The organism is Nonomuraea sp. NPDC049646, from assembly GCF_044465525.1.
Taxonomy (GTDB): Bacteria; Actinomycetota; Actinomycetes; order Streptosporangiales; family Streptosporangiaceae; genus Nonomuraea.
The window spans coordinates 492900-517903 of the sequence record NZ_JBITLU010000003.1; the positions used below are offsets into that span (position 1 = coordinate 492900).

At 72.3% G+C, this 25004-nt stretch carries 23 protein-coding genes; 10 read left to right on the forward strand and 13 right to left on the reverse strand.

The genetic code is table 11. The features are described 5' to 3' along the window. Positions 1 to 26: 26 nt before the first annotated feature. The 5 genes from ACIBQ8_RS11330 to ACIBQ8_RS11350 form a co-directional block, all read right to left on the reverse strand. Positions 27 to 941 carry an alkaline phosphatase family protein gene (locus ACIBQ8_RS11330; RefSeq protein WP_397191845.1) on the reverse strand — a complete coding sequence of 305 codons (915 nt, stop codon included), beginning with the start codon at positions 939 to 941 and terminating at the stop codon, positions 27 to 29. Positions 942 to 949: 8 nt separating this feature from the next. After that, entirely contained in the window at positions 950 to 1723 is a 774-nt protein-coding gene (locus tag ACIBQ8_RS11335) for a sugar phosphate isomerase/epimerase family protein (RefSeq protein ID WP_397191846.1), read from the reverse strand. A 31-nt stretch (positions 1724 to 1754) separates the two neighbouring features. Further along, on the reverse strand, positions 1755 to 2756 hold the full coding sequence (locus tag ACIBQ8_RS11340; RefSeq protein ID WP_397176374.1) for a LacI family DNA-binding transcriptional regulator: 1002 nt from the start codon (positions 2754 to 2756) through the stop codon (positions 1755 to 1757). Between the two features lie 124 nt (positions 2757 to 2880). Then, complete coding sequence (locus ACIBQ8_RS11345; RefSeq protein WP_397191847.1) at positions 2881 to 3897, reverse strand: hypothetical protein; 1017 nt, start codon at positions 3895 to 3897, stop codon at positions 2881 to 2883. 166 nt (positions 3898 to 4063) lie between these two features. Continuing rightward, positions 4064 to 5491 carry an FAD-dependent monooxygenase gene (locus ACIBQ8_RS11350; protein WP_397191848.1) on the reverse strand — a complete coding sequence of 476 codons (1428 nt, stop codon included), beginning with the start codon at positions 5489 to 5491 and terminating at the stop codon, positions 4064 to 4066. 93 nt (positions 5492 to 5584) lie between these two features. On the opposite strand from ACIBQ8_RS11350, the gene ACIBQ8_RS11355 reads away from it, so the two are divergent. Next, positions 5585 to 5878, forward strand: coding sequence for an ArsR/SmtB family transcription factor (locus ACIBQ8_RS11355; RefSeq protein WP_397176379.1), 294 nt, complete (start codon positions 5585 to 5587; stop codon positions 5876 to 5878). 13 nt (positions 5879 to 5891) lie between these two features. Here the strand turns inward: ACIBQ8_RS11355 and ACIBQ8_RS11360 are convergent, their stop codons facing one another. Next, complete coding sequence (locus ACIBQ8_RS11360) at positions 5892 to 7277, reverse strand: LCP family protein (protein ID WP_397191849.1); 1386 nt, start codon at positions 7275 to 7277, stop codon at positions 5892 to 5894. 353 nt (positions 7278 to 7630) lie between these two features. On the opposite strand from ACIBQ8_RS11360, the gene ACIBQ8_RS11365 reads away from it, so the two are divergent. The 4 genes from ACIBQ8_RS11365 (at position 7631) to ACIBQ8_RS11380 (ending at position 12152) form a co-directional block, all read left to right on the forward strand. Further along, complete coding sequence (locus tag ACIBQ8_RS11365; protein ID WP_397176381.1) at positions 7631 to 8359, forward strand: hypothetical protein; 729 nt, start codon at positions 7631 to 7633, stop codon at positions 8357 to 8359. 61 nt (positions 8360 to 8420) lie between these two features. Next, positions 8421 to 9584 carry a thiolase family protein gene (locus tag ACIBQ8_RS11370; protein ID WP_397176611.1) on the forward strand — a complete coding sequence of 388 codons (1164 nt, stop codon included), beginning with the start codon at positions 8421 to 8423 and terminating at the stop codon, positions 9582 to 9584. Next, entirely contained in the window at positions 9581 to 11668 is a 2088-nt protein-coding gene (locus tag ACIBQ8_RS11375; RefSeq protein ID WP_397191850.1) for a 3-hydroxyacyl-CoA dehydrogenase NAD-binding domain-containing protein, read from the forward strand. Before ACIBQ8_RS11370 ends, ACIBQ8_RS11375 begins: the two co-directional genes overlap by 4 nt. A gap of 88 nt (positions 11669 to 11756) precedes the next feature. Continuing rightward, complete coding sequence (locus ACIBQ8_RS11380; RefSeq protein WP_397176385.1) at positions 11757 to 12152, forward strand: SSI family serine proteinase inhibitor; 396 nt, start codon at positions 11757 to 11759, stop codon at positions 12150 to 12152. Positions 12153 to 12194: 42 nt separating this feature from the next. Here the strand turns inward: ACIBQ8_RS11380 and ACIBQ8_RS11385 are convergent, their stop codons facing one another. Continuing rightward, positions 12195 to 13658 (reverse strand): amino acid permease, encoded by a 1464-nt coding sequence (locus ACIBQ8_RS11385; protein ID WP_397176386.1) that lies wholly within the window; start codon positions 13656 to 13658, stop codon positions 12195 to 12197. Positions 13659 to 13748: 90 nt separating this feature from the next. Between ACIBQ8_RS11385 and ACIBQ8_RS11390 the strand changes: the two genes are divergently transcribed. Then, complete coding sequence (locus ACIBQ8_RS11390) at positions 13749 to 14387, forward strand: DedA family protein (RefSeq protein WP_397176387.1); 639 nt, start codon at positions 13749 to 13751, stop codon at positions 14385 to 14387. On the opposite strand, the gene dxs is transcribed toward ACIBQ8_RS11390, so the two are convergent. Beyond that, positions 14332 to 16224 carry a 1-deoxy-D-xylulose-5-phosphate synthase gene (gene dxs, locus ACIBQ8_RS11395; RefSeq protein ID WP_397176389.1) on the reverse strand — a complete coding sequence of 631 codons (1893 nt, stop codon included), beginning with the start codon at positions 16222 to 16224 and terminating at the stop codon, positions 14332 to 14334. The two genes, ACIBQ8_RS11390 and dxs, sit on opposite strands and share 56 nt — an antisense overlap. A gap of 140 nt (positions 16225 to 16364) precedes the next feature. Here dxs and ACIBQ8_RS11400 point away from each other — a divergent pair, with 140 nt between their 5' ends. From ACIBQ8_RS11400 to ACIBQ8_RS11410, 3 genes are read left to right on the forward strand one after another with little or no spacing between them, the layout of a single operon-like run. After that, complete coding sequence (locus ACIBQ8_RS11400) at positions 16365 to 17252, forward strand: neutral zinc metallopeptidase (protein WP_397176391.1); 888 nt, start codon at positions 16365 to 16367, stop codon at positions 17250 to 17252. A gap of 53 nt (positions 17253 to 17305) precedes the next feature. After that, positions 17306 to 18118 (forward strand): neutral zinc metallopeptidase, encoded by an 813-nt coding sequence (locus ACIBQ8_RS11405; protein ID WP_397176393.1) that lies wholly within the window; start codon positions 17306 to 17308, stop codon positions 18116 to 18118. 36 nt (positions 18119 to 18154) lie between these two features. After that, positions 18155 to 18904 (forward strand): neutral zinc metallopeptidase, encoded by a 750-nt coding sequence (locus ACIBQ8_RS11410; protein WP_397176395.1) that lies wholly within the window; start codon positions 18155 to 18157, stop codon positions 18902 to 18904. Here ACIBQ8_RS11410 and ACIBQ8_RS11415 read toward each other — a convergent pair. From ACIBQ8_RS11415 to ACIBQ8_RS11430, 4 genes are read right to left on the reverse strand one after another with little or no spacing between them, the layout of a single operon-like run. Further along, a complete protein-coding gene (locus tag ACIBQ8_RS11415; protein ID WP_397176396.1) occupies positions 18901 to 20106 on the reverse strand; it encodes an ROK family protein in 1206 nt (401 codons plus the stop codon). The genes ACIBQ8_RS11410 and ACIBQ8_RS11415 overlap by 4 nt on opposite strands. 35 nt (positions 20107 to 20141) lie before the next feature. Further along, the gene (locus tag ACIBQ8_RS11420) at positions 20142 to 21404 is read right to left on the reverse strand and encodes a sugar ABC transporter permease (RefSeq protein ID WP_397176397.1); all 1263 of its coding nucleotides are present in this window, start codon (positions 21402 to 21404) and stop codon (positions 20142 to 20144) included. Then, positions 21401 to 22165, reverse strand: coding sequence for an ATP-binding cassette domain-containing protein (locus ACIBQ8_RS11425; RefSeq protein ID WP_352365555.1), 765 nt, complete (start codon positions 22163 to 22165; stop codon positions 21401 to 21403). Before ACIBQ8_RS11425 ends, ACIBQ8_RS11420 begins: the two co-directional genes overlap by 4 nt. Positions 22166 to 22225: 60 nt before the next feature. Continuing rightward, positions 22226 to 23344: a sugar ABC transporter substrate-binding protein gene (locus ACIBQ8_RS11430; RefSeq protein WP_397191851.1), complete on the reverse strand. Its 1119-nt coding sequence runs from the start codon at positions 23342 to 23344 to the stop codon at positions 22226 to 22228. A gap of 231 nt (positions 23345 to 23575) precedes the next feature. On the opposite strand from ACIBQ8_RS11430, the gene ACIBQ8_RS11435 reads away from it, so the two are divergent. After that, complete coding sequence (locus ACIBQ8_RS11435; RefSeq protein WP_397191852.1) at positions 23576 to 23890, forward strand: hypothetical protein; 315 nt, start codon at positions 23576 to 23578, stop codon at positions 23888 to 23890. 43 nt (positions 23891 to 23933) lie between these two features. Here the strand turns inward: ACIBQ8_RS11435 and ACIBQ8_RS11440 are convergent, their stop codons facing one another. Beyond that, the gene (locus ACIBQ8_RS11440; protein WP_397191853.1) at positions 23934 to 24974 is read right to left on the reverse strand and encodes a hypothetical protein; all 1041 of its coding nucleotides are present in this window, start codon (positions 24972 to 24974) and stop codon (positions 23934 to 23936) included. Between the last annotated feature and the right edge of the window lie 30 nt (positions 24975 to 25004).

A 25004-nucleotide genomic window follows, 5' to 3' on the forward strand; every position in this document is an offset into this window, starting at 1 on the left:
CCTCTTCCGAGTCTGCCACAAATTCATCAACTGTTGAACAGCGGTTCCCCGTCCAGTTCCCAGGCCGGGTCGAGCGGCACGCCGAGCAGGGCCAGCGCGGTCGGGCCGACGTCCACCAGGCGGGGCTCGGCCAGCGGGCGGCCGCCGAGGTCCGCGTCCAGCCGGTTCGCGATCACGAACACCGTGCGCTCCTCGGCCGAGGTGCCGCCGTGGCCGCCCTCGTCCACGTGGCCGTGGTCGGTGGTGACCAGCACGGTCCAGCTCTCCCCCGGACGGGCGCGGACGGCGTCGAGCAGGCGGCCCAGGTAGGCGTCCTGGGCGTGCAGGGCGGCGGCGTACTCGGGGCAGTGGGGGCCGAGGGCGTGGGCCACCTCGTCGGTGTCGCCGAGATAGACGAAGGCGAGGTCGGGGCCGGTCTCGGCGAGGTGGCGCTCGGCGGCGTCGGCGATCTGCCGGTCGGCGGCGGTCCAGGTGAGGGCGTAGCCGTCCAGGACCATGCGGTGGTCGATGGCGGGGCCGAACGCGCCGTGCTCGCCGAGGGCGGCCCAGGACAGGAAGGCGGCGGTCACGAGGTCGGGGCGGGCATTCTTCGCACGACTCAAAAAGTCCGGAAATTTCGTGAACTGGGGGCTGGTGAAGCTGTTGTCCACGACGCCGTGTTTGTCGGGCCAGGCGCCCGTGGCGATCGACGACCATCCGGGGCCCGAGTCCGTGCGCGACCTGATCACGCGGCCCGCCGCCGGCGGCTCCGGAGCCTTGGGCACGACCTCGCCGGGCGACTCCGTCCTGGGGGCCGCCGCCTCGCCGTACGGGAGCCTGCTGGTGCCGTACGCGCCGGAGGCCATCAACGACGACAGGACCGGCGGGGCCAGGGCGACGAGCCGGTCGAAGCGCAGGCCGTCCATGCCGACCACGAGGACTTTGTTCTTGTTAAGGGGCATTCCCCTATCTAAGCGGTGAACCGCCGCACCCAGGCGACCGCGCCCGGCAGGATCTCCTCGACCGGCGCCACGTCCGGGTACCAGGTGCGCTCCCACTCCAGCGAGACCCATCCGGCGTACCCGGCCGCGCGCAGCAGGTCGCCGGCCTCCGCCAGCGGGACCGAGCCCGTCCCCATCGGGACCGGGGTGGTGTCCTCGGCCGAGACGGCGTCCTTGACCTGGACGTAGGCGAGCCAGGGCCCGAGCGCCGCCAGCGTGGCGGCCGGGGACTCGCCGTGCCGCCAGGGGTGCAGCAGGTCCCACAGCGCGCCGGTGACCTCGGGACGGCCCGCCTCGGCCAGCAGCCCGGCCACGGCCGCGCCGGTGGGCATCCGGTCGTGCGTCTCGACCAGGACGCGTACGCCGAGGGCGGCGGCCGTACCGGCGACGGCCCTCAGCCTGCGGGCGCCGACCGCCGGATCGTCGCCGCGCGGGAACACCCGCACGCCCGGCGCGCCCAGGTCGGCGGCCAGCCGCAGGTCGGCGAGGAGCGCGTCGGCGACCGGCGCGTCCGGTCCCGGCTCGCAGATGCCGACATATCCGGCCAGGGCGGCGATCTCCAGCCCCGCCCGCTCCACCCGTTCCCGCACCCCGCGCCGCTCCTGCGCGGTGAGCCCGGCGTGGACGCCGGTGTCGGGATGCAGCCGCAGCTCAAGGCCCTGACAGCCGTGCGCGACGGCGATCGCGACCGCCCGCTCCAGCCCCTCCCCGGGCATCCCCAGCGTGCTGACCGCCGGCTTCACGCCGTCACCCCTGCTCCCCCGCCCGTCCCGCTCACGCCATCCTCCTGACGCTCTCCCGCAGCACGACCTCGCCCGCGACGTGCTCGACCACGGGGGCAGCGGCGGCGTCCTCGCGGCCGAGCGCGAGCTCCAGGGCCCGCGCCCCCATGTCCGTCAGCGGCAGCCGCACGGTCGTCAGCGCGGGCACGTGATCACGCAGCGTGACGATGTCGTCGAACCCGGCCACCGAGACGTCCTCCGGCACCCGGATCCCGCGCTCCCTGCAGGCGGCCAGCGCCCCCACCGCCATCACGTCGTTGACCGCGAACACGCAGGTCGCCTCGCCGATCTCGGTCGCGGCCCGGTAGCCGCCGTCGCGGTCGAACGGCCCGTGGACCACGACGGGCTCGGGCAGGCCCAGCTCCCGCAGCGCCGCCGTGAACCCCTCGCACCGGTCGGCGGCGGTCACCAGGTGGGGCGGCCCGGCCAGCACGGCGAACCGGGTGTGCCCCAGCCCGGCCAGCGCGCGGGCCAGGGCCGCGGCGCCGGCCCGGTTGGCGGGCGCGACGGTGTCCACGCCGAGCAGGTCCTGGCCGACGCACGCGGCCCGGCCCCCGCCCTCCTGGTAGCGGGCCAGCTCCTCGCGCAGCCGCCCGGTCACGACGGGGTCGGCGACCCGCGAGCCGACCAGCAGCACGGCGCGCACGCGCTGGGCGTTCATGGTGGCGACGTAGGCGATCTCCTGCTCGGGGTCGCGGTGGGTGGTGCCCACCATGACCAGCATGCCCTCGGTGGCGGCGGCCCGCATCGCGCCGTCGGCCAGCGCGGCGAAGTAGGGGTCGGTCAGGTCGTGGACGACGATGCCGATGACGTTGCTCGCCCCGCGGGCCAGCGTCTGGGCGGCGATGTTGGCGCGGTAGCCGAGCTCGTCGGCGGCCCGTTCGACGCGGGCCCTCAGGGTCGCGCCCACCTGGCGGGTGCTGCCGTTGAGCACCCGCGAGGCGGTGGCGAGGGAGACGCCCGCCTGTTTGGCGACGTCCTCAAGCGTGACCACGAGACCTCCCGGAAAGCGGTTTCCAAGTCTGCCAGACGACGACCTGGCTCCGCATCCTCGCACGCCCGCCCCGGGCGGCGACACAACTCGCGGGGCCGCGCTCACCGGGACGGCGACGGGCCGCTCACGCCCAGGGGAACAGGATGTCGAACAGGCCCTTCTTCTCGCTCGGCGAGGGGGCGGGCTGCTCCTGCTGCGCGGGCGGCGCCTGCGTGGGGGCGGTGGTCTCCTGCCGCTCCGGCTCCTTGGTCGCGGGGGCCTCGGCCGGGTCCTCGGGGGTGCCGTCGGAGGTCTCGTTCATCTGGTCCCGCGGGCCGTGGGTGACCTTCTCGTCGGGCGTGGCGGTCGGGCGGCTCTCGCGGGCGGTGGCGGTGGGCCGCGCCGACGGCTCGCGGGTGGGACGGGGGCGGCGGGCCACGGGGGTGGGGGTTACGGTCTCGGACACGGTCGGCTCGGCGGTGTCCGTTTCCTCGGGCTCGGGGGCCGGCTCGGTCTCCTCCGGGAGCGCGGTCTGCGGCGGGGCGGTGACCTGGCTCGCACCGGCGCAGGTGCCGACCCCGCACGGGTCGTCGGCGGAGGTGCCGGTGAGCAGCCAGCCCGCCCCGGCGCCGACCAGCACCACCGCGGCGGCCGCCAGCACCAGCACCCGGGTACGCCGGCGCACCTCGCGGTCGCGCCCGGCGCCGCCCCGGCGGTCGTCGGCGTCGTCGGTCCAGCCGGAGCCGAGGAAGCCGCGTCTGGTCTCACCCGCGTCGTCGTCGCGTTCGGGCCGGTAGCCCTGGTCCAGCGGCAGGTAGGGCAGGTCGTCGTCGGCCGCCCGGTCATCGCCGGGGACGTCGGGCGCGTCTGCCTCGACGACGGCGTGCGGCCCGCTCAGGCTCTCGTACGACCCGGCCGGCGTCTCGTGCGGACCGCTCAGGGCCTCGTGGGACCCGCTCGGGGCGTCCAGGACGTCGTGCGGGCCGCTCGGGGCGTCGAGCACGTCGTGCGGCGCGTCGGCCGGGGCCGCCGGGGCCGCCGGGGCAGGGGCTTCGACGGGCTGCGCGCCCTGGCCGGCCGGGAGGATGTAGGTCTCGTTGCCGGAGACCTGGATCGCGGGCTGCTCGTCGGTGTCCTCGGTGCTCCACCGGGGGGACAGCACGTCTCCGGTCAGTTCCGGGTTTAACGATTTACCCTGCCCATCCTCGTACGGCCTGTCGTTCTCGTCGCGCGCCACGATGGAACCTCTCTAGCTCTGAATACGGACCGCGACCTTTCTTAACAGACTTGTCCGGAAATTTCACATGTTTCACTAAAGTTACTCTGCGTCACATTCGTCCCAGCCAGCGGGCGAGCGCGGCCTCCAGCGAGTGCCCCCGCGCCTCCGACGTCCAGGCCGTATAGCCGTCGGGCCGCACGAGCAGCGCCTCGGCGTCGTGCTCCGCGCCGCCCCGCACGATCTCCAGCCGGTCCGCCCACGGAGCGGCCGCCGCCACCAGGTCGTCGCGCCCGCCGAGGTCCAGCAGCAGCGCCCGGCCGCCGCGCAGCAGCTCCGCCGTGCGCACCACGCCGCCGGCCGTCTTGACCGGCAGGTCGGGAGCCATCCGCCCGGCCCCGGGCACGCCCACGTCGTAGACGGTGTCCACCCCGGCGATCATCCCGCTCAGGTACTCGTTGACCTCGTCGAACCGCATCAGCTCGGCGAACAGCTCGCGCAGCGGGTCGACGGCCGGGTCGGGGTGGGCCAGCGCGCTCTGGGCCCGCACGTTCCACAGCACCCGCGCGCCGACCGGATGCCGCTCGGCGTGGTAGCTGTCCAGCAGCCCGGCCGGGGCCTCGCCGCGCACTTCGGCGGCCAGCTTCCAGCCCAGGTTGAAGGCGTCCCCCAGGCCGGTGTTGAGCCCCTGGCCGCCCCACGGGAAGTGCACGTGCGCGGCGTCCCCGGCCAGCAGGACGCGGCCCGCGCGGTAGGCCTCGGCCTGCAGGGCGGCGTCGCCGTACCGGGACAGGTTGCGCGCGCCGGCCATCGGGACCGGGACGCCGAGGATGTGCTCGGCCGCCTCCTGGAGCTCCTCGACGGCGACGGGGGCCTCCCGGTCGGCGTGCGGGGCCCGGAAGTCGTAGGTGGTGACGCGGCTGTGCCCGGCGGGATCGAGCCAGACGATGACCCATCCCCGCGGCGTACGCGTGTAGCCCGGCGGCACCGTGTACGGGTCGAGCAGCCGCACGTCGCCCATGAGCGCGGCGACGCGGGCCCCGGCGCCGGTGAACGGGATGCCGGCGGCCTTGCGCACGACGCTGCGCGCGCCGTCGGCGCCGACGACGTACCGGGCGGTCAGCTCGCGGCCGTTCACGGTGAGGGCGACGTGGTCGTCCCGCTGGTCCAGGCCGGTGACCTCCTGGCCGCGCCGGATCTCCGCGCCCAGGGCCGCCGCGCGGCGGGCGAACACCTGCTCGGCCCACGCCTGCGGGCTGCCCACGATGCTCGGGCCGCCGTCCGAGACCGCGCCGAGGTCGAGCCCGAACATGCCGGAGAAGTGGAAGCTCACGCTCCCGTACGTGGACCGCCCCACCGCCTCCAGCAGCCCCCGCCGGTCCAGACTCCGAGCCGTGCCCGCGTGCAGCGTCCCGGCCTTGGACTGGCCGGTCGGCACGGCGAGCCGTTCGAGCACCAGCGGCCGCACCCCCTGCAGGCCCAGCTCGGCGGCGAGCAGCATGCCCACGGGCCCGCCACCCACCACGGCGACATCGAACACAGCACCCTCCTCGGACCCGGATGAGTACGTAATCCTCGTACATACGAACAATGTCCGTCAAATCATCGTTCGTGTTATCCGTACAATGGCGGCATGCTGCACCCGTCGCGTGACCAGATCCAGTTGGTGGAGGTGCTCGCCGCGCTCGGCCATCCCGTACGCGCCAAGATCGTGCGCGCGCTGGCCTCGGGGGACGAGCTGTTCTGCGGCGAGGTCGTGGCCGACGTGCCGAAGTCGACGCTGACCGCCCACTGGCGGGTGCTGCGCGAGGCCGGCGTCATCTGCCAGCGCCCGGAGGGCCGCAAGCTGTTCATCCGGCTGCGCCGCGACGACCTCGACGCCCGCTTCCCCGGCCTGGTCGACCTGCTGCTGTCCGAGGACCTCTAACCCGCCGCCGGCGTCACAGGCAGGGGTTCGTGGTGGAGTCGACCACCTTGTCCTTGAGCGAGCCCGGGATCGCCGACGCCACCCGCACGCCCGGCCAGTCGGCCCCGATGACGAGCTGCACGATCGGCCCGTCGGGCAGCGGGGTGACCTTGGTCGCGTACGGCTTAGGGTTCACCGGGGCGACCTTGCCCGCCACCGGCGTGCGCTTGTCCTTCGACAGCCGGGCGGCCACGGCGTCCCCGTAGACGGCGCCGTTGTCGGCGTCCTTCCTCGCGTACCGGATCGACGTGGTGGCCACCGGCGCGGCGTTGCCGACCTGGACGACGGCGAACCCCTGGTCGGCCAGCTCGTCGGCCACCTGACCGGCCTTGCCGAGCTCGGTGGTGCCGTTGAGCACCTGGACGCGCACCTTCGCGTTCTCGACCTTCGGCTTGGCGGCGGCCGAGGGCGGGGTCACGTTGACGTCGGAGCGCACGGCCTCGAAGAAGTTGCGCGCGTCCGGCTGCTTGAGCTGCACCCGGTTCTTGTCGGCCGGGTACGCCTCCACCGGCACGGTGATGCCCTTGAGCTCCTTGGCGGTCAGCCCCTTGACGCTGCCCGCGATCTCCAGCATCCGCGACAGCGTGAGCTTGTCGTCCACGGTGACGGCCTTGGCCCCGGCCCGCAGGAACGCGTTCAGCTTGCCGGGGTCGGTGAGCAGCCCGCCATCGGTGATCTTGTCCAGCACCTTGGTGAGGAAGACCTGCTGGCGCTGGATGCGACCGAGGTCGCTGCCGTCGCCGAGGGTGTAGCGGGTGCGCACGTACCCGAGGGCCTGCTCGCCCTTGACGACGTGCTTGCCCGCGCTGAGCACGAGCTTGGCCTTGGGGTCGTCGACCGCCTTGGGCAGGCAGATCTCGATGCCGCCGAGGGCGTCGACGATGCCCTTGAAGCCGGTGAAGTCGACCTTCACGATGTGGTTGATCTTGATGTTGGTGAGCGACTCCAGCGTGCGGACCGTGCAGTCGATGCCGCCGTCGTTGAAGGCGGAGTTGATCTGGCGCAGCCCGCCGGCCAGCATCGTGCCGGTGCGGCTCCGGCACTGCGGGATCATGACCATCGTGTCCCGGGGGAAGCTGATCATGGTGGCCTTGTCCCGGTCGGGAGAGATGTGCAGCACCATGATCGTGTCGGTGCGCTCGCCGAGGCCCTGCGACTTCGCGCCGTACTTCTTGTTGTCGCCCTCGCGCGAGTCCGAGCCGACGAGCAGCACGTTCAGCGCGCCGGTCTCGGGCGGCCGCGACGGCCCGGCGTCCACGGGCACGCGCGGGATGTCGTTGTCGATGCTGCGGTAGTAGGCGTACCCGCCCAGCGTGACGACGACCAGCACGAACGTCAGCGCCATGCTCACCCACGCCATCGGCGTGATCCGCCGCGCAGGCCCCGGGGGCCGGTCCGGGCGACGGTCGGGGCGCTGATCGGGGTGGCGGTCCGGGCGGCGGTCGGGGCGATGCTGCGGCCGTTCCGGCGCTCTCCGGCCCTCGCTCACGCGCCCCCCTCTACGCGCGCCCGCACAGGACGCACCCCCGCGCGCCCCTCGCAGAGCGCGGCCCCCTCTGGTGTGACGCGCAGCATACTGACAATCCGCCGTTTATACGGCATGTCGCAGATTTCACGCGATGGCACCCTCCAGCGGACGCGTCCGGCGAGGGCTCCATGCAATGCGCGCGAATCCACGGCGTCACTACGGTCCGTGACGCCATCATGACGTCCATGCTTCTGACCGAGATGGCGCCCCCTCCAGGCGCCGAGGCGCTGGCCGGGCTGCGCGCCGCCGCCCGGACCGCCCGCCGGGCCGTCTTCGTCGCGCTCGCCGGCTCGATCGCGCTGCTGGCCGCGTCACAGGTGCTGGCCGACCGCGCGCCGACCAGAGAGCAGACGTTACCGCTCGCCGTGCTCTCGCTGGCGGTGTTCGCGATCGCGGTGCCCGTCCTGGCGGTCACCCAGCTGGTGTGGGGCGCGCGGGCGCGCCTGGTGCGGCAACGCGAGCGCGAGCTGTTCGCCGTGCCGCCCTCGGCCCGGCGGCGTCCGCTGAGCCGGCTCGGCGTCGCCTCCGGCTGGGCCGTGCTGCTGCTGCTCGGCGGCACCTCTCCCGGCCAGTTCAGGGCGGCCGCTCTGTACGCCTTCGCCGACGCCCTGAGCTGGGCCGTCGAGGCCGCCATGGTGATCGGCCTGGCCGCGGGGGTGTCGTTCCTCATCTGGTGGGCACGGGACGCCCTGGGGATAGTGGCGCGCGCCGGTCGTCCGGGAGGATCACCTGGCGATCCGTGGGATCCCGGCCGGGGCGCGCGTCCACGAGGGGGCGCGGCGCTCTGGACGGGCGCGGCCGTGGCGGTCGCCGCCCTGCTCGGAGCCCGCGCCCATCTCTGGGAACCGCCCATGCCGATCGTTTACGCGCTGCTGACCGCCGCCCTCGTCTGCGGGGTGGTTACCGACGAGTAGCATAGGCGCGGAACCCCATCCAAGAACGAGGAGCGAATCCGTGCCTTCCTCTCGTGACGTCGTGTTCGTCGACGGCGTACGCACGCCTTTCGGCAGGTCAGGGCCGAAGGGACTGTACGCGGAGACCCGCGCCGACGACATGGTCGTCCGCGTCATCCGCGAGCTCATCCGGCGCAACCCCGGCCTGCCCCCCGAGCGCGTGGACGAGGTGGCCATCGCCGCGACGACCCAGATCGGCGACCAGGGCCTGACCATCGGCCGCTCGGCGGCGGTGCTGGCCGGCCTGCCCAAGAGCGTGCCCGGCTACGCGATCGACCGCATGTGCGCGGGCGCGATGACCGCGGTCACCACGGTCGCGGGCGGCATCGCCTTCGGCGCCTACGACGTGGCCATCGCCGGCGGCGTCGAGCACATGGGCCGCCACCCCATGGGCGAGGGCGTGGACCCCAACCCGCGGTTCCTGTCGGAGAAGCTGGTCGACCCTAGTGCGCTGGTCATGGGCATGACCGCCGAGAACCTGCACGACCGCTACCCGTCGATCTCCAAGGAGCGCGCCGACGCCTACGCGGTGCTCTCGCAGGACAAGGCCGCCAAGGCGTACGCCGACGGCAAGATCCAGCCCGACCTCGTGCCCACCGCCGTCCGGACGGCCGAGAAGGGCTGGGGCCTGGCCGCCGAGGACGAGGCGCCGCGCCCCGGCACCACGATGGAGGCGCTGGGCGCGCTCAAGACGCCCTTCCGCCCGCACGGCAACGTCACCGCGGGCAACTCCTCCGGCATCAACGACGGCGCCACCGGCTGCATCGTGGCCGCCCGCGAGGTCGCCGGCGAGCTGGGCCTGACGCCGAAGATGCGCCTGGTCTCCTACGCCTTCGCGGGCGTGGACCCCGAGGTGATGGGCGTGGGCCCGATCCCGTCCACCGAGCGGGCGCTGCGGCTGGCCGGGCTGTCCATCGGCGACATCGGCCTGTTCGAGATCAACGAGGCGTTCGCCGTCCAGGTGCTGGCCTTCCTGGAGCACTTCGGCATCGCCGACGACGACCAGCGCGTCAACCCCTACGGCGGCGCGATCGCCTTCGGCCACCCGCTGGCCTCCTCCGGCGTCCGGCTCATGACGCAGCTCGCCCGCCAGTTCGGCGAGCGGCCCGACGTGCGGTACGGCATCACCACCATGTGCGTCGGCATGGGCATGGGCGGCACTGTGATCTGGGAGAACCTGGCATGAGCGACATCGAGACCTGGCGCGCGCTGCTGAGCGGGCGCAACACCGACGAGGTCGTCACCAAGGCCCTCGTGCGCGACGTGCCGCTGCCCGGCGGCGCCGGCACGATGGCCCTGATCACCCTCGACAACGGCTTCGACCACACCAAGCCCAACACCTTCGGCCCGCACGGCCTGTTCGCGCTGGAGGAGGCCCTGTCGCGGATCGCCGCGCGCACCGACCTGGCCGCCGTGGGCGTCACGGGCAAGCCGTTCATCTTCGCCGTCGGCGCCGACCTCAAGGGCGCGGCCGCCGTGGCCTCCCGCGAGGAGGCCGAGGCCATCGGCGCGCTGGGCCACCACGTCTTCCGCCGGCTGGGCGAGCTGCCGATCCCGACGTTCGCGTTCGTGAACGGCGCGGCCATGGGCGGCGGCCTGGAGATCGCGCTGCACTGCGCGTACCGGACGATCTCCTCCGGCGTGCCCGCGGTGGCGCTGCCGGAGTGCTTCCTCGGCCTGGTGCCCGGCTGGGGCGGCACGCAGCTCCTCCCCCGCCTGATCGGCCCGGCGAACGCGATCAAGCTGATCATCGAGAACCCGCTGTCGCAGAACCGCATGATCAAGGGCGCGGACGCCTACAAGCTGGGCGTCGCCGACGCGATGTTCGAGCCGGCCGACTTCCTGGAGGAGTCGCTGCGCTGGGCCGCCCGCGTGGTCAAGGGCGAGGTCGCCGTCGAGCGGCAGGAGCACGACGGCTGGGACAAGGCCGTCGCCGACGCGCGCTTCCTGGTGGACATGAAGCTGCGCGGCGCCTCCCCCGCCCCCTACCGGGCGCTCGACCTGATCGCGCTGGCCGCGACCGCCTCGCGCGAGGAGGGCTTCGCCGCCGAGACGCGGGCGCTGGCCGACCTGCTGATGGGCGACGAGCTGCGCGCCGGGCTCTACTCCTTCGACCTGGTCCAGCGCCGGGCCAAGCGTCCGGCCGGCGCGCCGGACAGGTCGCTGGCCCGCAAGGTCACCAAGGTCGGCGTCGTGGGCGCCGGGCTGATGGCCTCGCAGATGGCGCTGCTGTTCGCCCGCCGCCTGGAGGTCCCGGTCGTGCTGACCGACCTCGACCAGTCCCGCCTGGACAAGGGCGTGGGGTACGTGCACGCCGAGGTCGACAAGCTGCTGGGCAAGGGCCGCGTCTCGGCCGACCAGGCCAACCGGCTCAAGTCCCTGGTCACCGGCTCCCTGACCAAGGACGCCTTCGCCGACGCCGACTTCGTCATCGAGGCCGTCTTCGAGGACATGGCGGTCAAGAAGCAGGTGTTCGCCGAGGTCGAGGCCGTGGTGTCGGCCGAGTGCGTGCTCGCCACCAACACCTCCTCGCTCTCGCTCACCGAGATGGGCGCCGGGCTGGCGCACCCCGAGCGGCTGGTCGGCTTCCACTTCTTCAACCCGGTCGCCGTGATGCCGCTGCTGGAGATCATCAGGGGCGCCTCGACCGACGACGCCACGCTGGCCACGGCGTTCGCGGTGGGCAAGTCGCTGCGGAAGTCGTCCGTGCTGGTCAAGGACGCGCCGGCGTTCGTGGTCAACCGGCTGCTGACCTGCTTCATGGGCGAGGTCGTGGCCGCCGTGGACGAGGGCACGCCGCTGGAGGTCGCCGAGCACGCGCTCGACGGGCTCGGGCTGCCGATGACGCCGTTCGCGCTGCTGCAGCTCGTCGGCCCGGCCGTCGGCCTGCACGTCGCCGAGACGCTGCACGCGGCCTTCCCGGAGCGGTTCGGCGTCTCGGAGAACATGGCCAAGCTGGTCGCCTCGGGCAAGCCCGGCGTCTACCGTCCGGACTTCTCGCTCGACCCGGAGGCGGTGGCGCTGTTCGCCGGCGGCACGTCGCCGTCCACGGCCGAGCAGGTCCGTGAGCGCGTGCTCGGGGCGCTGTCCCGGGAGATCCGGATCATGCTGGACGAGGGCGTCGTCGCCGGGCCGCAGGACATCGACCTGTGCATGATCCTGGGGGCGGGCTGGCCGTTCCATCTGGGTGGCATCACGCCTTATCTGGACAGGTCGGGGATCGCCCAGCCCCGGTTCCTTCCGCCCGGTGTGGCCTCGCTGCCCGCGTGATTTTACGGAGGCCCGCCCGGCGGGTCTCCGTACGTCATGGCCGCCTTCGCCGTAGCGTACTGTGCCGTCCTACGAACGGAGAGTAACCATGATGCGAGCAGTCGGCACGATCGCTCTGTGCGGAGCCCTCGTGCTGGGCGCGTCGTCGCCCTCCCTGGCGGCGGCGCCCCCCACCCCCAAGGTCGTCCTCAAGGTCACCATGGCAGTGAAGAACGGCCCCACCAAGGGCGCCTGGCTCAACTGCAGCCCCGACGGCGGCACCCACCCCTCCGCCCACGCCGCCTGCGCGCTCCTGCGCAAGGTGAAGGGCGACCCGGCCAAGATCAACGTTTCCCCGAAGGCGGCCGCGGCCTGCGGCAAGGAGGTGGAGCCGCGCGCCGTCATGATCCTCGGCAAGTGGTACGACAAGACCGTCAAGTGGGGCAAGGTCTACACCAACGCCTGCACGATGAAGGCGGGCCTCGGAACGCTCCTGGCGATCTGAGCGGGTGAGGGGGGCGGGCGGCCGGCCCGCCCCTCTCGCGCGTCACCGGCCGGGCACGGCGCCCCGCCTGCTGTGCCGGTAGCCGTAGGCGAAGTAGACGACCACGCCGATGACCATCCAGACGACGAACCTCAGCCAGGTCTCCAGCGGCAGGTTGAGCATCAGGTAGAGGCAGGCCAGCACCGACAGGATCGGCAGCAGCGGCACCATCGGCACCCGGAAGGCCCGCTCCAGGTCCGGACGGGTGCGCCGGAGCACGATCACGCCGACGGACACCACCATGAACGCGAACAGCGTGCCGATGTTGACCAGCTCGGCCAGCTCCCCGAACGACACGAACCCGGCCAGCGCCATGGTCACCAGGCCGATGAGGATGGTGAGCCTGGCGGGCGTGCCGAAGGTGGGGTGGACGACGGCCAGCCGGCGCGGCAGCAGGCCGTCGCGGCACATGGCGAACAGCACCCGGGTCTGCCCGAGCAGCAGCACCAGCACCACGGTCGTCAGACCGGCGATGGCGCCCACGCTGATGATGGTGGCCAGCCAGGACTGGCCGACGGCGGTGAACGCGTCCGACAGCGGCGCGCTCGTGCTCAGCTGCTTGTACGGCTGCATCCCGACCACGACCAGCGAGACGGCGACGTAGAGGATCGTGCAGACGGCCAGCGAGCCGATGATGCCGCGCGGCACGTCGCGCTGCGGGCGGACGGTCTCCTCGGCGGCGGTGGCCACGATGTCGAAGCCGATGAAGGCGAAGAACACGATCGCCGCGGCCGAGAAGATGCCGATCACGCCGAACGCGACGGGCGTGACCCCGAACAGCACCTGGATCAGCGGCGCCTTCAGCCCCTCGACCCGCGGCGAGGCCACCGGCTCGGGGATGAAGGGCGTGTAGTTGGCGGCCTTGACGAAGAACAGTCCGGCCACGATGACCAGCAGCACCACCGTGATCTTGGTGATCACCAGGATCAGGTTGACCCGCGAGGAGATCTTGATGCCGGCCACCAGGATCGCGGTGAGGATCAGCACGATGGCCACCGCGGGCACGTTGACCACGGGATCGTCGCCCGCGATGGAGGCCGGCAGGTGGATGCCGACGGAGTCGAGCATCGAGGCGAAGTAGCCCGACCAGCCGACCGACACCACGGCCGCGGCCAGCGCCAGCTCCAGGATCAGGTCCCAGCCGATCACCCAGGCGGGGAACTCGCCGAGGGTGGCGAAGGAGAAGGTGTAGGCGGACCCGGCCACGGGGATCGTGGAGGCGAACTCGGCGTAGCACAGCGCCGCCAGGCCGCACACGACGGCCGCCACGACGAACGACACCGCGACCGCCGGCCCGGCCACCTCCTTGGCCACCTGGCCGGTGAGCACGAAGATCCCGGTGCCGACGATCACGCCGATGCCGAACACCATCAGGTCCATGGCGCTCAGGCGTTTACGCAGCTGGTGCTCGGGAGTTTCGGTGTCGCGGATCGACTGTTCGACGCTCTTCGTGCGAAAGATGTCCACGATCAGCGATCCTTCCCAGACCCTCCGTGATCATGCGCTCGCGCCGGGCTCGCCGGTGAAGCGCCTCGTCGGGGGTAGCGGACCCGCATCATGGTGGACGACCTGCTGGACACGCTGGCCGGTCAGGACGTGGCGGTGGTGCTGGCGCTCGTCCTGGTCTTCCTGACCCTGGACGCCTCGGTCGGGATCGGCCTGATCACGCCGGGCGACGGCCTGCTGCTCGTCGCGGGCGCCACGTCGGGCAGCGTGCCCGAGACGCTGGCCCTGATCGGCACCGGCGTGCTGGCCTGCCTCCTGGGCGCGACGGGCGGCCACCGCCTGGGCCGCCGGTACGGCCCCCGCCTGCGCGGCAGCAGGCTCGGCCGGCGCGTCGGCGAGGAGCGCTGGACCCGGGCGGAGCAGATCCTGCGGCGCAGCGGCTGGGCGCTGGCCCTGGCCTACTTCCTGCCGGTGGTGCACGCGCTGACGCCGGCCCTGGCGGGCGCGGTGGGCATGCCCTACCGCCGGTTCATGCCGTGGGCCCTGCTGGGCAGCACGGCGTGGGTGAGCACGTACATCGTGCTGGGGACGGTGGCCGGGCAGATGGCGCGGCGGGAGGCGGGCCTGCTGCTGCCGGCGGCGGCCGCGGCGGTGGTCGTCATGCTGGCGATCACCGCCGTGGTCCGCCGGGTGCTCAACGGCGGACCGGCTGCTCCACGCGGGAGGTCCGCTTCGCGACGGCCTCGGTGATCTGGCGCGCGAGGTCCTGGCCGGTCAGGCCGATGCGGCCGAGGATCGCGGCCCGCTTGGCGTGGTCGAGGAACTCCTGCGGGATGCCGAAGGTGCGCACCGGGACGTCGACGTCGGCGTCGCGGAGCAGGCGGGCCACGGCGTCGCCCACGCCGCCCACGCGGCCGTTGTCCTCGACCACGGCGACCAGCTTGTGGGCGCCGGCGGCCAGCGTCAGCGCCTCGTCGAGCGGCTTGACCCAGCGCGGGTCGACCACGGTGGCCGAGATGCCCTGCGCGTCGAGCAGGACGGCCGCCTCCATGCACACGTGCGCCATCGGGCCGACGCCGACCAGCAGCACGTCCGGCTCGCCCTCGGCGGCGCGCAGCAGGTCCATCTCGCCCAGGCGGCCCACCGACTCCAGGGGCTCGGCCACCGGGCCCTTGGGGAAGCGCAGCACGGTCGGCCCGTCGGTGACCTCCACGGCCTCGCGCAGCAGCTCGGTGACGCGGTCGCCGTCGCGCGGCACCGCGATCCGCAGGCCGGGCACGACCTGGAGGATCGACAGGTCCCACATGCCGTTGTGGCTGGCGCCGTCGTCGCCGGTGACGCCGGCCCGGTCGAGGACGACGGTGACCGGCAGGCGGTGCAGGGCGACGTCCATCAGGAGCTGGTCGAAGGCCCGGTTGAGGAAGGTGGCGTAGACGGCCACGACCGGGTGCAGGCCGCCGAGCGCGAGGCCGGCGGCGCTGGTCAGCGCGTGCTGCTCGGCGATGCCGACGTCGTAGATGCGGTCGGGGAAGGCGTCGGCGAAGGCGTTGAGGCCGGTGGGGTGGAGCATGGCCGCGGTGATGGCGACCAGGTCTTCGCGCTCCTTGCCGAGCCTGACCAGCTCCTCGCTGAAGACGTTGGTCCAGATGCGCGGCTTGGGCTTCTCGGCGCCGGTGGCGCGGTCGAAGGCGCCGGGCGAGTGGAACTGGTCCTCGTCGTGGTTCTCGGCGGGGGTGTAGCCGCGGCCCTTCTGGGTGAGGGCGTGCACGATGACCGGGCCGCGGAAGGCGCGGGCCTTGCGCAGCGCCGCCTCCATGGCCTGCTCGTCGTGGCCGTCGATGGGGCCGACGTACTTCAGGCCGAGGTCCTCGAACATGACCTGCGGGGCCAGGACGTCCTTGACGCCCTTCTTGAAGCCGTGGAGGGCGTCGTAGAGGACGGGAACGTTCCCGAGCTTGTCCTTGACGTATTCGAGCATGTCCTCGTAGCGGCGGTTGACGCGCAGCGAGGACAGGTGGGAGGCCAGGCCACCGATGGTCGGGGAGTAGGAGCGGCCGTTGTCGTTGACCACGATGACGACGGGCAGGTCTTTGATCGCGGCGATGTTGTTGAGCGCCTCCCAGGCCATGCCGCCGGTGAGCGCGCCGTCGCCGATCACCGCGACGACCGTGCGCTCGCGCTCGCCGCGCAGCTTGAACGCCTTGGCCAGGCCGTCGGCGTAGGACAGCGCGGTGGAGGCGTGGGAGTTCTCGACGAAGTCGTGCTCGGACTCGGTCTGGCTGGGGTAGCCGGACAGGCCGCCCTCCTGCTTGAGCGCCTCGAAACCGGCCGCGCGGCCGGTGAGGAGCTTGTGCACGTACGCCTGGTGGCCGGTGTCCCAGATCACCGGGTCGCGCGGGGAGTCGAAGACGCGGTGGACGGCGATGGTGAGCTCGACCACGCCCAGGTTCGGCCCGAGGTGGCCGCCGAACCTGGCGCAGGCGTCGACGAGCAGGTCACGGATCTCCCCCGCCAGCCGCGGCAGCTCATCGACAGCGAGCCGTTTGACGTCGTGCGGTCCCTCTATCGAGCCCAGCAACCCGCTCACGGATGCGACTCCCCTCTGCCTCGTTCGCCGTCTGTTCCTTTTCGACGACGCAGAAGAGTCTAGTTCGCCGACGTCTCACTGACTCCATCGAGTCAAATCCACCCACTTATGTCCGATCTTGACCTAGTCTTTCCGGACATATGAACTCCCTCCCTAAAGGCAGGATCGCGGCCGTGGTCGCCGCGGCTCTCGCACTCGTCATGGCCGCCGCCTCCCTCGTGCTCGTGCTTTCCGACGTCGCCACGACCTCGGCCGAGCGTGCGCCGGTCAGCCAAGCCCAGAAACTCGCCTCACCGCCGGCCGCGGCCCGCGCCGGCGCAGCCGCGCCCGGCGGCCAGGCGCAGGCCACGGCCAACGCCCTCTACCGGACCGGCAGGCTCGCCGACGTGAACTGCGCGCCGGGCGCGCTGCCCGCGGGCAGCATGATCGCCTATCGCCGCTTCCTCACGCGGGTGACGTACTGCCTGAACAAGGCGTGGGCCACGCAGTTCCGCAAGGCCCGCATGCCGTTCAGCAAGCCGCGGCTGCGGATCATCACCAAGAAGGTCAGGACGCCCTGCGGCGCCTGGAACACCGGCGCCGACGGCGTCTACTGCTCCACCGACCGCACGATGTACCTGCTGATCAGCCGCGACCAGCTCCGCAACCCCTTCCCGCTGGGCATCAGCCGCCTGATCGCCCACGAGTACGGCCACCACGTCCAGCAGGCCTCCGGCATCTGGAACTACTACTGGACGGCCAGGAACACCGCGGGCAAGGCGGCGCGCCTCCAGCTCTCGCGCAAGTCCGAGCTGCAGGCCGAGTGCTTCTCCGCGGTCTTCATGAGCACGATGAAGGGCACCGCGCTGGTCAACCAGTCCGACTGGGACTACACGGTCCAGTGGTTCTACAAGAACGGCGCCAAGGGCTGGCCGCAGAACGACCACGGCAAGGGCCCGACGCAGGCGGCCTGGATGACCAGGGGCTTCAACCGGGGCGCGCCGGGCGCCTGCAACACGTGGGCGGCGGCTGCGCGAAACGTCCAGTGAAGTCTGGCATTTCCGCTTTACGTTGATCTCCCTCTTTTGTAGTGTGCCTTCCCATGCGTACCCCCCGATTGGCGATCATTGCCGGAGCCCTGGCGAGCGTTTTCGTCGCCGGTACGGCCCACGCGGCCGTGGCCGCCCCGGCGAGCAAGCCGGTCCTGACGAAGAACCCGATCTACAAGACCGGCCGGCTCGCGCTCAGGACGTGCGAGGAGCCGCCGGTCCGGTCCGGGACCGAGGACGAGGCGCGGGTCTACTTCGAGGCGGTGCTCGAATGCCTCGACAAGGCTTGGGGCCCCAAGCTCAAGCAGGCCGGCTTCGCCTTCAGCAAGCCGAAGTTCCAGGTGATCACCAAGCTGGGCGCCCCCACGGGCTGCGGCGGCTTCCCGGGGGGCGCGCAGGCGTTGTACTGCCCGGTCAACAAGACGATGACCCTGCTGCTCAGCCCGAACGTGGTGGAGGAGCCCTCGGACCCGGTGCTGATGCTGGTCGTGGCCCACGAGTACGGGCACCACGTCCAGAAGCTCACCGGCATGCTCCGGCACAACAAGCGCGGCGAGTACGTCCTGGACAACCCGCGGAACCTGGAGCCGGTGCGCCGCACCGAACTGCAGGCCGAGTGCTACGCCGGGGCGTTCATGGGCAGCGTCTGGGACTCGCTGGGCCGTAGCCAGAAGGAGTTCGACTCCCTGCTCAAGGGCACGCACGACCCGGCCGACCTGAGCGCGCTCGGCGTGAAGACGCGCTCCTCGGCCGACCTGAGCCACGGCTCGGACCACAACGTCGCGTGGTGGCTCAAGCGCGGCTTCACCGGCAAGTCGGCGGGCTCCTGCAACACCTGGGCGGCTCCCAAGGCCAAGGTCAGCTAAGCCAAACTCGTACAAACTCCTCTAAGATCCGCGATCGTGCGCATTCCCCTCATGGCGCTTGCCATGTGCATGATCGCGGTTCTGCTGTCGCCGGCTCCGTCGGCCGCGGCGGGCCGCCCGGCGCATGGGGGATTGTCGGCCGCGCCGGTCGTCGCACGGGAACGCCTGGCCTGCGCCGTCCCCGCCATCAGGACGGGCAGCGCCGCCTCGCTCACGTCCTTCCACCGGGCCATGGCCAGGTGCGCCGACCGGTTCTGGGCCGGCCGGTTCGCGGCCGCGGGCCTGGCCTACAGCCCGCCCGAGGTGACCGTCACCACCGGCGGCGACTCGGTCTGCGGCCGGATCACCGCCAACGGCGCGCAGTACTGCCCGGTGCAGCGCACGATCGTCATCCGCATCATGAAGCACGACCTGGACGACCCGTTCAGGATGAACATCGCGCACTCCGTCGCGCACGAGTGGGGACACCACGTCCAGCAGCTCACCGGCGTGCTGGACGCGCAGAACGCCCTCTACCAGCCCGCCTCCACGGGGGCCCGCACCCTGCTCAGCCACCGGCTGGAGATGCAGGCCGAGTGCTTCGCCGGCGTCTTCTACAGCGCCGCGCTCACCTCGATCAAACCCGACGTCACCTGGCGCGAATGGCTGGACGCCGTCCGCCGGGCGGACTACAGCAAGATCCACGGACGCCCGCGCAACCTGGCCTACTGGCAGAACCGCGGCTACCGGGACGGCTCCGCCGCCGCCTGCGACACCTGGACGGCCCCCAAGGCCCGGGTGCGCTAGGAGCTGACCCTGGCCAGCACCTCCAGCGGGTCGGCCAGCACGTGGGCGAAGGCCAGCTCGGCCGCCCCGACCAGCGTCACGTGGTCGCCGAGCGCCGACGTGCGCAGCCGTACGTGCTCGCGCTGGGGGGCCATGGCGTGCAGCGCCAGCCGGGTGCGGACCTGCGCCGCCGACCCGAGGTAGACCTCCCGCAACATGCCCCCGAAGATCACCATCTCCGGGTTGAAGATGTTGACCAGGTTCGCCACGCCGAGCCCGAGCCAGTCGCCGACCCGGCTCAGCGCCTCCTGCGCGACGATGTCGCCCCGGTCGGCCGCGTCGACCACGGCGCGGACCGCGTCGCGGCCGTGCTGGCCGGGCCCGAAGCGGCCGGCCAGCTCCAGCAGCGCCCGCTCCCCCACCTCGGCCTCCAGGCAGCCGTGCGAGCCGCAGGAGCATTCGCGCCCGCCGGGGTTGACGACCATGTGGCCGACCTCGCCGCCGTAGCCGTCGAAGCCGCCGAGCAGGTGGCCGCCGGTGATGATGCCGCCGCCGATGCCCACGTCGCCGTGCAGGCAGATGAGGTCGCGCACGCCCACGCCGAGGCCGCGGCTGTGCTCGGCCAGGGCCGCCAGGTTGGCGTCGTTGCCCACGCTGACCGGCAGCCCGAGGCCCAGCCTGCGGCCCAGCTCCTCGCCGAACGGCACGTCGTGGGCCATCAGGTTGGGCCCGAACGTCACCACGCCGTCGCCCTTGCGCACCCCGCCGGACACGGCGGCGGCGGCGCCGACGCACACGGTGTCGTCGCGCGTCTTGCGCCGCATCTGCCTGGCGAACCCCGACAGCACCCCGGCCAGCTCGTCGAGGGCGAACCTGCCCCGGTCGCGGGTGGTCTCCCTGCGGTCGAGGATGACGCCGCCCAGCCCCACCCGCGCCGCCACGAGCCGGTCGGGGCCCACGTCGAACGCGAACACGTAGACCCGCGCCGACTCCGGGCGCACCACCAGCGAGGGCCGGCCGGCCCGGCCGGTCTCGCGCGGCAGCTCCTCCCGCACCAGCCCGGCGGCGGTGAGGTCGGACGTCAGCGCCATGATGGTGCTGCGGTTGAGCCCCATCTTCGCGGTCAGCTCGGCGCGCGAGATCGGCCCGCCCAGATGGACATGGCGAAGCAGCGCGCCGAGATTGTGGCGCCTGATGTCCTCCTGGGACGGTCCGGCACGCATCGTCTGGGGTTCCTTCAGGGGCTGCGGGTCGCTGATCACCTTAGACCAGCGGCAGCCGCCCGCTTGCGCGCCAGGGCGTCGACGCCTGCGGCGAGCAGCAGCACGCACCCGGTGACCAGGTACTTCACGCTCGCACCGTAGCCCATCAGGCCCATGCCGTTCTCGATCACGGCCACCACGGCGCCGCCGAGCACCGCGTCGAGCACCCGTCCCTTGCCGCCGAACAGGCTGGTGCCGCCGATGACGGCCGCGCCGACCGCGTACAGCAGCACCGAGCTGCCGCCGGTGTTGGGGTCGACCGAGCTGGCCCTGGAGGCGGCCACGATCCCGCCGACCGCCGCCATCGAGGAGCAGATCACGAACGCCGCGATCTTGATGCGGTCGACCGGGATGCCCGCCCGGCGCGCGGCCTCGGTGTTGCCGCCGACCGCGTACAGGTGCCGGCCGAACGCGGTGCGCCGCAGCACCAGCGTCCACACGACCAGCAGCACGACGATCACCGGCACCACGATCGGCACGCCGGTGAGCGAGACCAGCGCGGGGTTGCGGCTGCGCTCCAGGTTGAGCACGTAGACCGCGAGCCCGCCGAGCAGCGCCAGGGCGCCCACCCGGGCCGCGATCAGCGACAGCGGGTCGGCGACCAGGCCGCGCGCGGACCGGTTCCTGGCCCGCAGGAGCTGCACGGCCGCGAAACCGGCCACGCACACCGCGTACAGGATCCAGCCGAGCAGCGGCGGCAGGTTCTTGTTGGCGACGGCGACGATCACGCTGTCCCGGACGGAGATGTTCGTGCCCTCGTTGACCAGCACCAGGACCAGGCCCTGGAAGGCCAGGAAGGCGGCCAGCGTGACCACGAACGACGGTATGCCGACCTTGGCCACCAGCGTGCCCAGCACGACGCCGATGAGCACGCCGGTGGCGATGGCGGCCAGCACGCAGACGTACCAGGGCAGGCCGAAGGTGGCCAGCGTGACGGCCAGCACCGCCGCGCAGACGCCGCTGGCGAAGCCGGCCGACAGGTCGATCTCGCCCAGCAGCAGGACGAAGACCAGGCCCATGGCGATGAGCGTGACGTTCGCGCCCTGGGTGAACAGGTTGGCGAAGTTGATCGAGGTGACGAACGCGGGCCGGGCCAGGGCGAAGACCGTGCAGAGCACGATCAGGCCGAGCACGGCGGGCAGCGCGCCCATGTCGCCGCCCCGCACGCGCTCCCAGTACGCCCGCACGCTGTGCGCGATCGACGGGGACTGCGCGGCGACGACGATGGCCTCGCCCGGGAGTTCCTTGACCTTGCTCATGGGGTGACCCCGTTCTTGAGGCCGAGTTCGCCGCTGCGACCCGAGGTGATCAGTTCGACGACCTGGGCGTGCGTCACGTCGGCGGTCTTGACCTGGGCGGCCATCCTGCCGAGGTAGAGCGCCGCGATCCGGTCGGAGACGGCGAACACGTCGTTCATGTTGTGCGAGATGAGGACGACCGCCAGGCCCGTGTCGGCCAGCCTGCGCACGAGTTCGAGCACCTGCGCCGTCTGGGCCACGCCGAGGGCCGCCGTGGGCTCGTCGAGGATGACGACCTTGCTGTTCCACAGCACGGCCTTGGCGATCGCGACGGTCTGCCGCTGACCGCCGGACAGGCTGGAGACCTGCTGCCTGATGGACTTCACCGTGCGCACGGACAGGCTGCTGAGCGTCTTCTCGGCCAGCTCCTCCATGCTGTCCTCGTCGAGCAGGAAGCCGTTCTTGCGCTCCCTGCCGAGGAACATGTTCTGGACGATGTCGAGGTTGTCGCAGAGCGCCAGGTCCTGGTAGACGATCTCGATGCCGAGCTCGCCCGCGTCCCGGGGGGTGTGGACGGCGACCTGGCGGCCGTCGAAGAGGATCTGGCCCGAATCGATGGGGTAGATGCCGCCGATGCACTTGACCAGCGTCGACTTGCCGGCGCCGTTGTCGCCGACGAGCGCCGTGACCTCGCCGGGGTAGGCGGAGAACTCGACCTCGTGCAGCACCTTCACCGGACCGAAGCTCTTGTCGATCCCGCGCACTTCGAGGAGGGGGGTCATGGGGCTCCCTAAAGAGGGGCGCGGCCTCGCGCCGGTGGCACCCGGCCGCGCCCGTCCATGCTATTGAATTCCGGCCTCAGTGCACTTCTTGGCGAAGTCGGCGGTGCAGAGCTCCTCCTTGGTGACGTAACCGTCGGCCACGACGTCCTTGACGTTGTCGAAGGTGATGGCCTGCGGCTCCAGCAGCTCGGAGGGCACGTCCTGGCTGGTCTCGGGGTCCTTGACGCTGGCGCTCGCCGCGGGCTTCTCGCCCTTGGCCAGCGCGACGGCGAGCTTGGCCCCGGCGTCGGCCTCCTTCTTGACCGCCTTGTAGACCGTCATGCACTGGTCGCCCGCCAGGATGTTCTGCAGGCCCTGGACGGTGGCGTCCTGGCCGGTGACCGGCACCTTGCCGTTGAGGTTCTGCTTCTTCAGCACGGTGATGGCGGCGTTGCCGAGGCCGTCGTTGGCGGCCAGCACGCCGGCGATCTTCGGCTGCTGGGTGAGCATCTGCTCGAAGATCGTCCCGGCCTGGGTGTTGTCCCAGTCGGGCACGGCCTGGTCGGGGCCCTTGACGTACTCGCCGGCGTCGAACTTGGGCTCGAGCACGCCGTCGTAGCCGTTCTTGAACAGGGTCGCGTTGTTGTCGGTCGGCGAGCCGTTCAGGTAGGCGACGATGGGCTTGTCGGCCTTCTTGTCGGCCAGGCACTTGCTCAGGCCCTCGCCCTGGAGCGTGCCGACCTTGGTGTTGTCGAAGCTGACGTAGTAGGCGGCGCCGCCGCCCAGGGTCAGGCGGTCGTAGTCGATGGTGGCCACGCCCTGCGACTTGGCCTTCTCGATCACGGCCTTGCCGCTGCCGCTGTCCAGGTTGACGATCATCAGGACGGTGGCCCCGTTGGTGATCATCTGGTCGGCGATGGTCTGGAACGCCGTCTTGTCGTTCTGGGCGTTCTGGATGTCGTACTGGACGCCGGCGGCCTTGAACGCCTCTTCCAGGTACTTGCGGTCCGCCGTCTCCCAGCGCGCCGACGACTTGCTGTCCGGGAGGATGACGCCGATCTTGCCGGCCTTCGCGGGCTGCGTCGCCGAGGCGGAGGAGGTGGAGGTGGTGCCGGTCTGACCGCTGTCGCCCCCGCAGGCGGTGAGACCGAGGGCGAGCGTCGCCGCCGCGGCGGTCAGGCTGAGGATCCCCTTGCGCATGATGCAGGGTCCTTTCTTCCGGAGGGGCCCGGATGAATGTTGTTTGCGGCAACGTATTCCGCCACAGCCTGCTTTGGAAGACCCTTCCGTCCGGCAGTTTGTTGTTTCCGGTAACAATCCAGAAACGTAGGTCCGGAGGGTTGGTAACTGACAGTAACTTTTTGGTCACTTTCCGTGACCATCGAGGCTCGTGAGGATGGAGGGGCCCTCGAAAGGAAAGGAACCCCGCCCATGCGCCACCGTGCCCGCCTCGCCGCCCTGACCGTGGTCCTCGCCTCCGCGACCGCCGCGCTCCTCGCGCCCCTGCCCGCCCAGGCCGCGACCGGTCAGGTCGTCGTCTTCCAGGTCGAGCCGCTGCCCCTGGAGATCTACAACGACCCCGTCGGCTGCACGAAGCTGCCCGCCGCCGCGCACGTGCTCAACAACCAGACCGATCAGGTCGTCCGCATCTACGGCGACCCGTTCTGCTTCTCGTCGTCCGTCACGGTCCCGCCCGGCTACGGCAGCCACGTCCCCGCCGGGTCGGGGAGCTTCTCCGTCGCGTAGTCGTGCGCCCGTACCGCGAACGGCCCCCGCTGGGGCCGTTCGCTCAGCGGCGCGGGGTGTACGGCGCCTGCGTCCCGAGGTCGACGTCCGCGTCCGGCCACCGGCGCCGCAGGGCCGCGGCCACCTGGCGGCACCATCCGGCCAGCCGCGGCAGCGCCCCCTCGGCGGTACGGGCGGCCGCCTCCAGGATCGCGACGAGCTGGGCCCGGCTGTCGTCCCCCGCCGGGCGGCCGTCCAGCACGGGCAGCCGGGTGAGCCTGGCCAGCGCGTACGACACGCACGCCGCCGCCAGCCCCCTTTCGTAACGGACGTCGTCCTCGGCCTGCGGGACCCCGGCCGCCAGCGCCCGCCGGTAGGCCTCTCCCGCGGCCGGGCCGCCCAGCGTCAGCCAGCCAGGGCCCGGCACGTGCAGCGGGACCGCGTCGTGCAGCGCGTGCGTGAACCCGGCGAACTCGAAGTCGATCAGCCGCGCGTCGGCGGGCCCCTGCTCGCGCACCAGGACGTTGTTGGCCTCGGCGTCACCGTTGCTGAGCACCAGGAACGGCCCCGGCTCGGCCAGTTCCGCCAGCGCCGCGCCGAACTCCCGCTCCACCCCGCCCGGGACCGGCACCCCCAGCAGCGACGGCATCCCCGTCTCGCGCTGCCGGGCGACCCGTCCGAGCCGGTCGGCGGCCGGATCGACCGGCCCGAGCGCGGCCCGCCGCCGGTAGTACGCCTCCGCGTGGCCCGCGGTGATCGCGCCGAGCTCGCCCCGGGCGCGGGCGGCGGCCGTCAGCCGGTCCGCGTGCGCCCCGGCGCCGTGGCGGCGCAGCAGTCCGTCGAGCGCGGTCCGCGGCGCGAGGTCCTCCAGCACCAGCCGCCCCTCCGCCAGGTCGACGGCCAGCAGGCGCGGCGCCAGGGCCGCCCCCAGGTCCTCCGACAGGAACCGCAGGGCGGCCGCCTCCGTGCGCAACCGCCACGGCTCGTCGCGGGCGCGGGAGGCGTGCGGCCCGGTCCACTTGATGATCACGGTCTCGTCGCGGTCGGTACGGGCGCGGGCGACCCGCCACGGCTCCAGCCTGGTCCACTCCACCACGTTGATCACGACGCGAGCGTACGGAACGGCCGGGAATCG

Bases quoted from the DNA above. Each gene is read 5' to 3' on its own strand.
- ACIBQ8_RS11415 (WP_397176396.1), bottom strand. From the start codon at position 20,106: ATGCGTGCCGGACCGTCCCAGGAGGACATCAGGCGCCACAATCTCGGC.
- ACIBQ8_RS11355 (WP_397176379.1), top strand. From the start codon at position 5,585: ATGCTGCACCCGTCGCGTGACCAGATCCAGTTGGTGGAGGTGCTCGCC.
- ACIBQ8_RS11400 (WP_397176391.1), top strand. From the start codon at position 16,365: ATGAACTCCCTCCCTAAAGGCAGGATCGCGGCCGTGGTCGCCGCGGCT.
- ACIBQ8_RS11425 (WP_352365555.1), bottom strand. From the start codon at position 22,165: ATGACCCCCCTCCTCGAAGTGCGCGGGATCGACAAGAGCTTCGGTCCG.
- ACIBQ8_RS11365 (WP_397176381.1), top strand. From the start codon at position 7,631: ATGCTTCTGACCGAGATGGCGCCCCCTCCAGGCGCCGAGGCGCTGGCC.
- ACIBQ8_RS11405 (WP_397176393.1), top strand. From the start codon at position 17,306: ATGCGTACCCCCCGATTGGCGATCATTGCCGGAGCCCTGGCGAGCGTT.
- ACIBQ8_RS11375 (WP_397191850.1), top strand. From the start codon at position 9,581: ATGAGCGACATCGAGACCTGGCGCGCGCTGCTGAGCGGGCGCAACACC.
- ACIBQ8_RS11420 (WP_397176397.1), bottom strand. From the start codon at position 21,404: ATGAGCAAGGTCAAGGAACTCCCGGGCGAGGCCATCGTCGTCGCCGCG.
- ACIBQ8_RS11330 (WP_397191845.1), bottom strand. From the start codon at position 941: ATGCCCCTTAACAAGAACAAAGTCCTCGTGGTCGGCATGGACGGCCTG.
- ACIBQ8_RS11390 (WP_397176387.1), top strand. From the start codon at position 13,749: ATGGTGGACGACCTGCTGGACACGCTGGCCGGTCAGGACGTGGCGGTG.
- ACIBQ8_RS11380 (WP_397176385.1), top strand. From the start codon at position 11,757: ATGATGCGAGCAGTCGGCACGATCGCTCTGTGCGGAGCCCTCGTGCTG.
- ACIBQ8_RS11360 (WP_397191849.1), bottom strand. From the start codon at position 7,277: ATGGCGTGGGTGAGCATGGCGCTGACGTTCGTGCTGGTCGTCGTCACG.
- ACIBQ8_RS11435 (WP_397191852.1), top strand. From the start codon at position 23,576: ATGCGCCACCGTGCCCGCCTCGCCGCCCTGACCGTGGTCCTCGCCTCC.
- ACIBQ8_RS11430 (WP_397191851.1), bottom strand. From the start codon at position 23,344: ATGCGCAAGGGGATCCTCAGCCTGACCGCCGCGGCGGCGACGCTCGCC.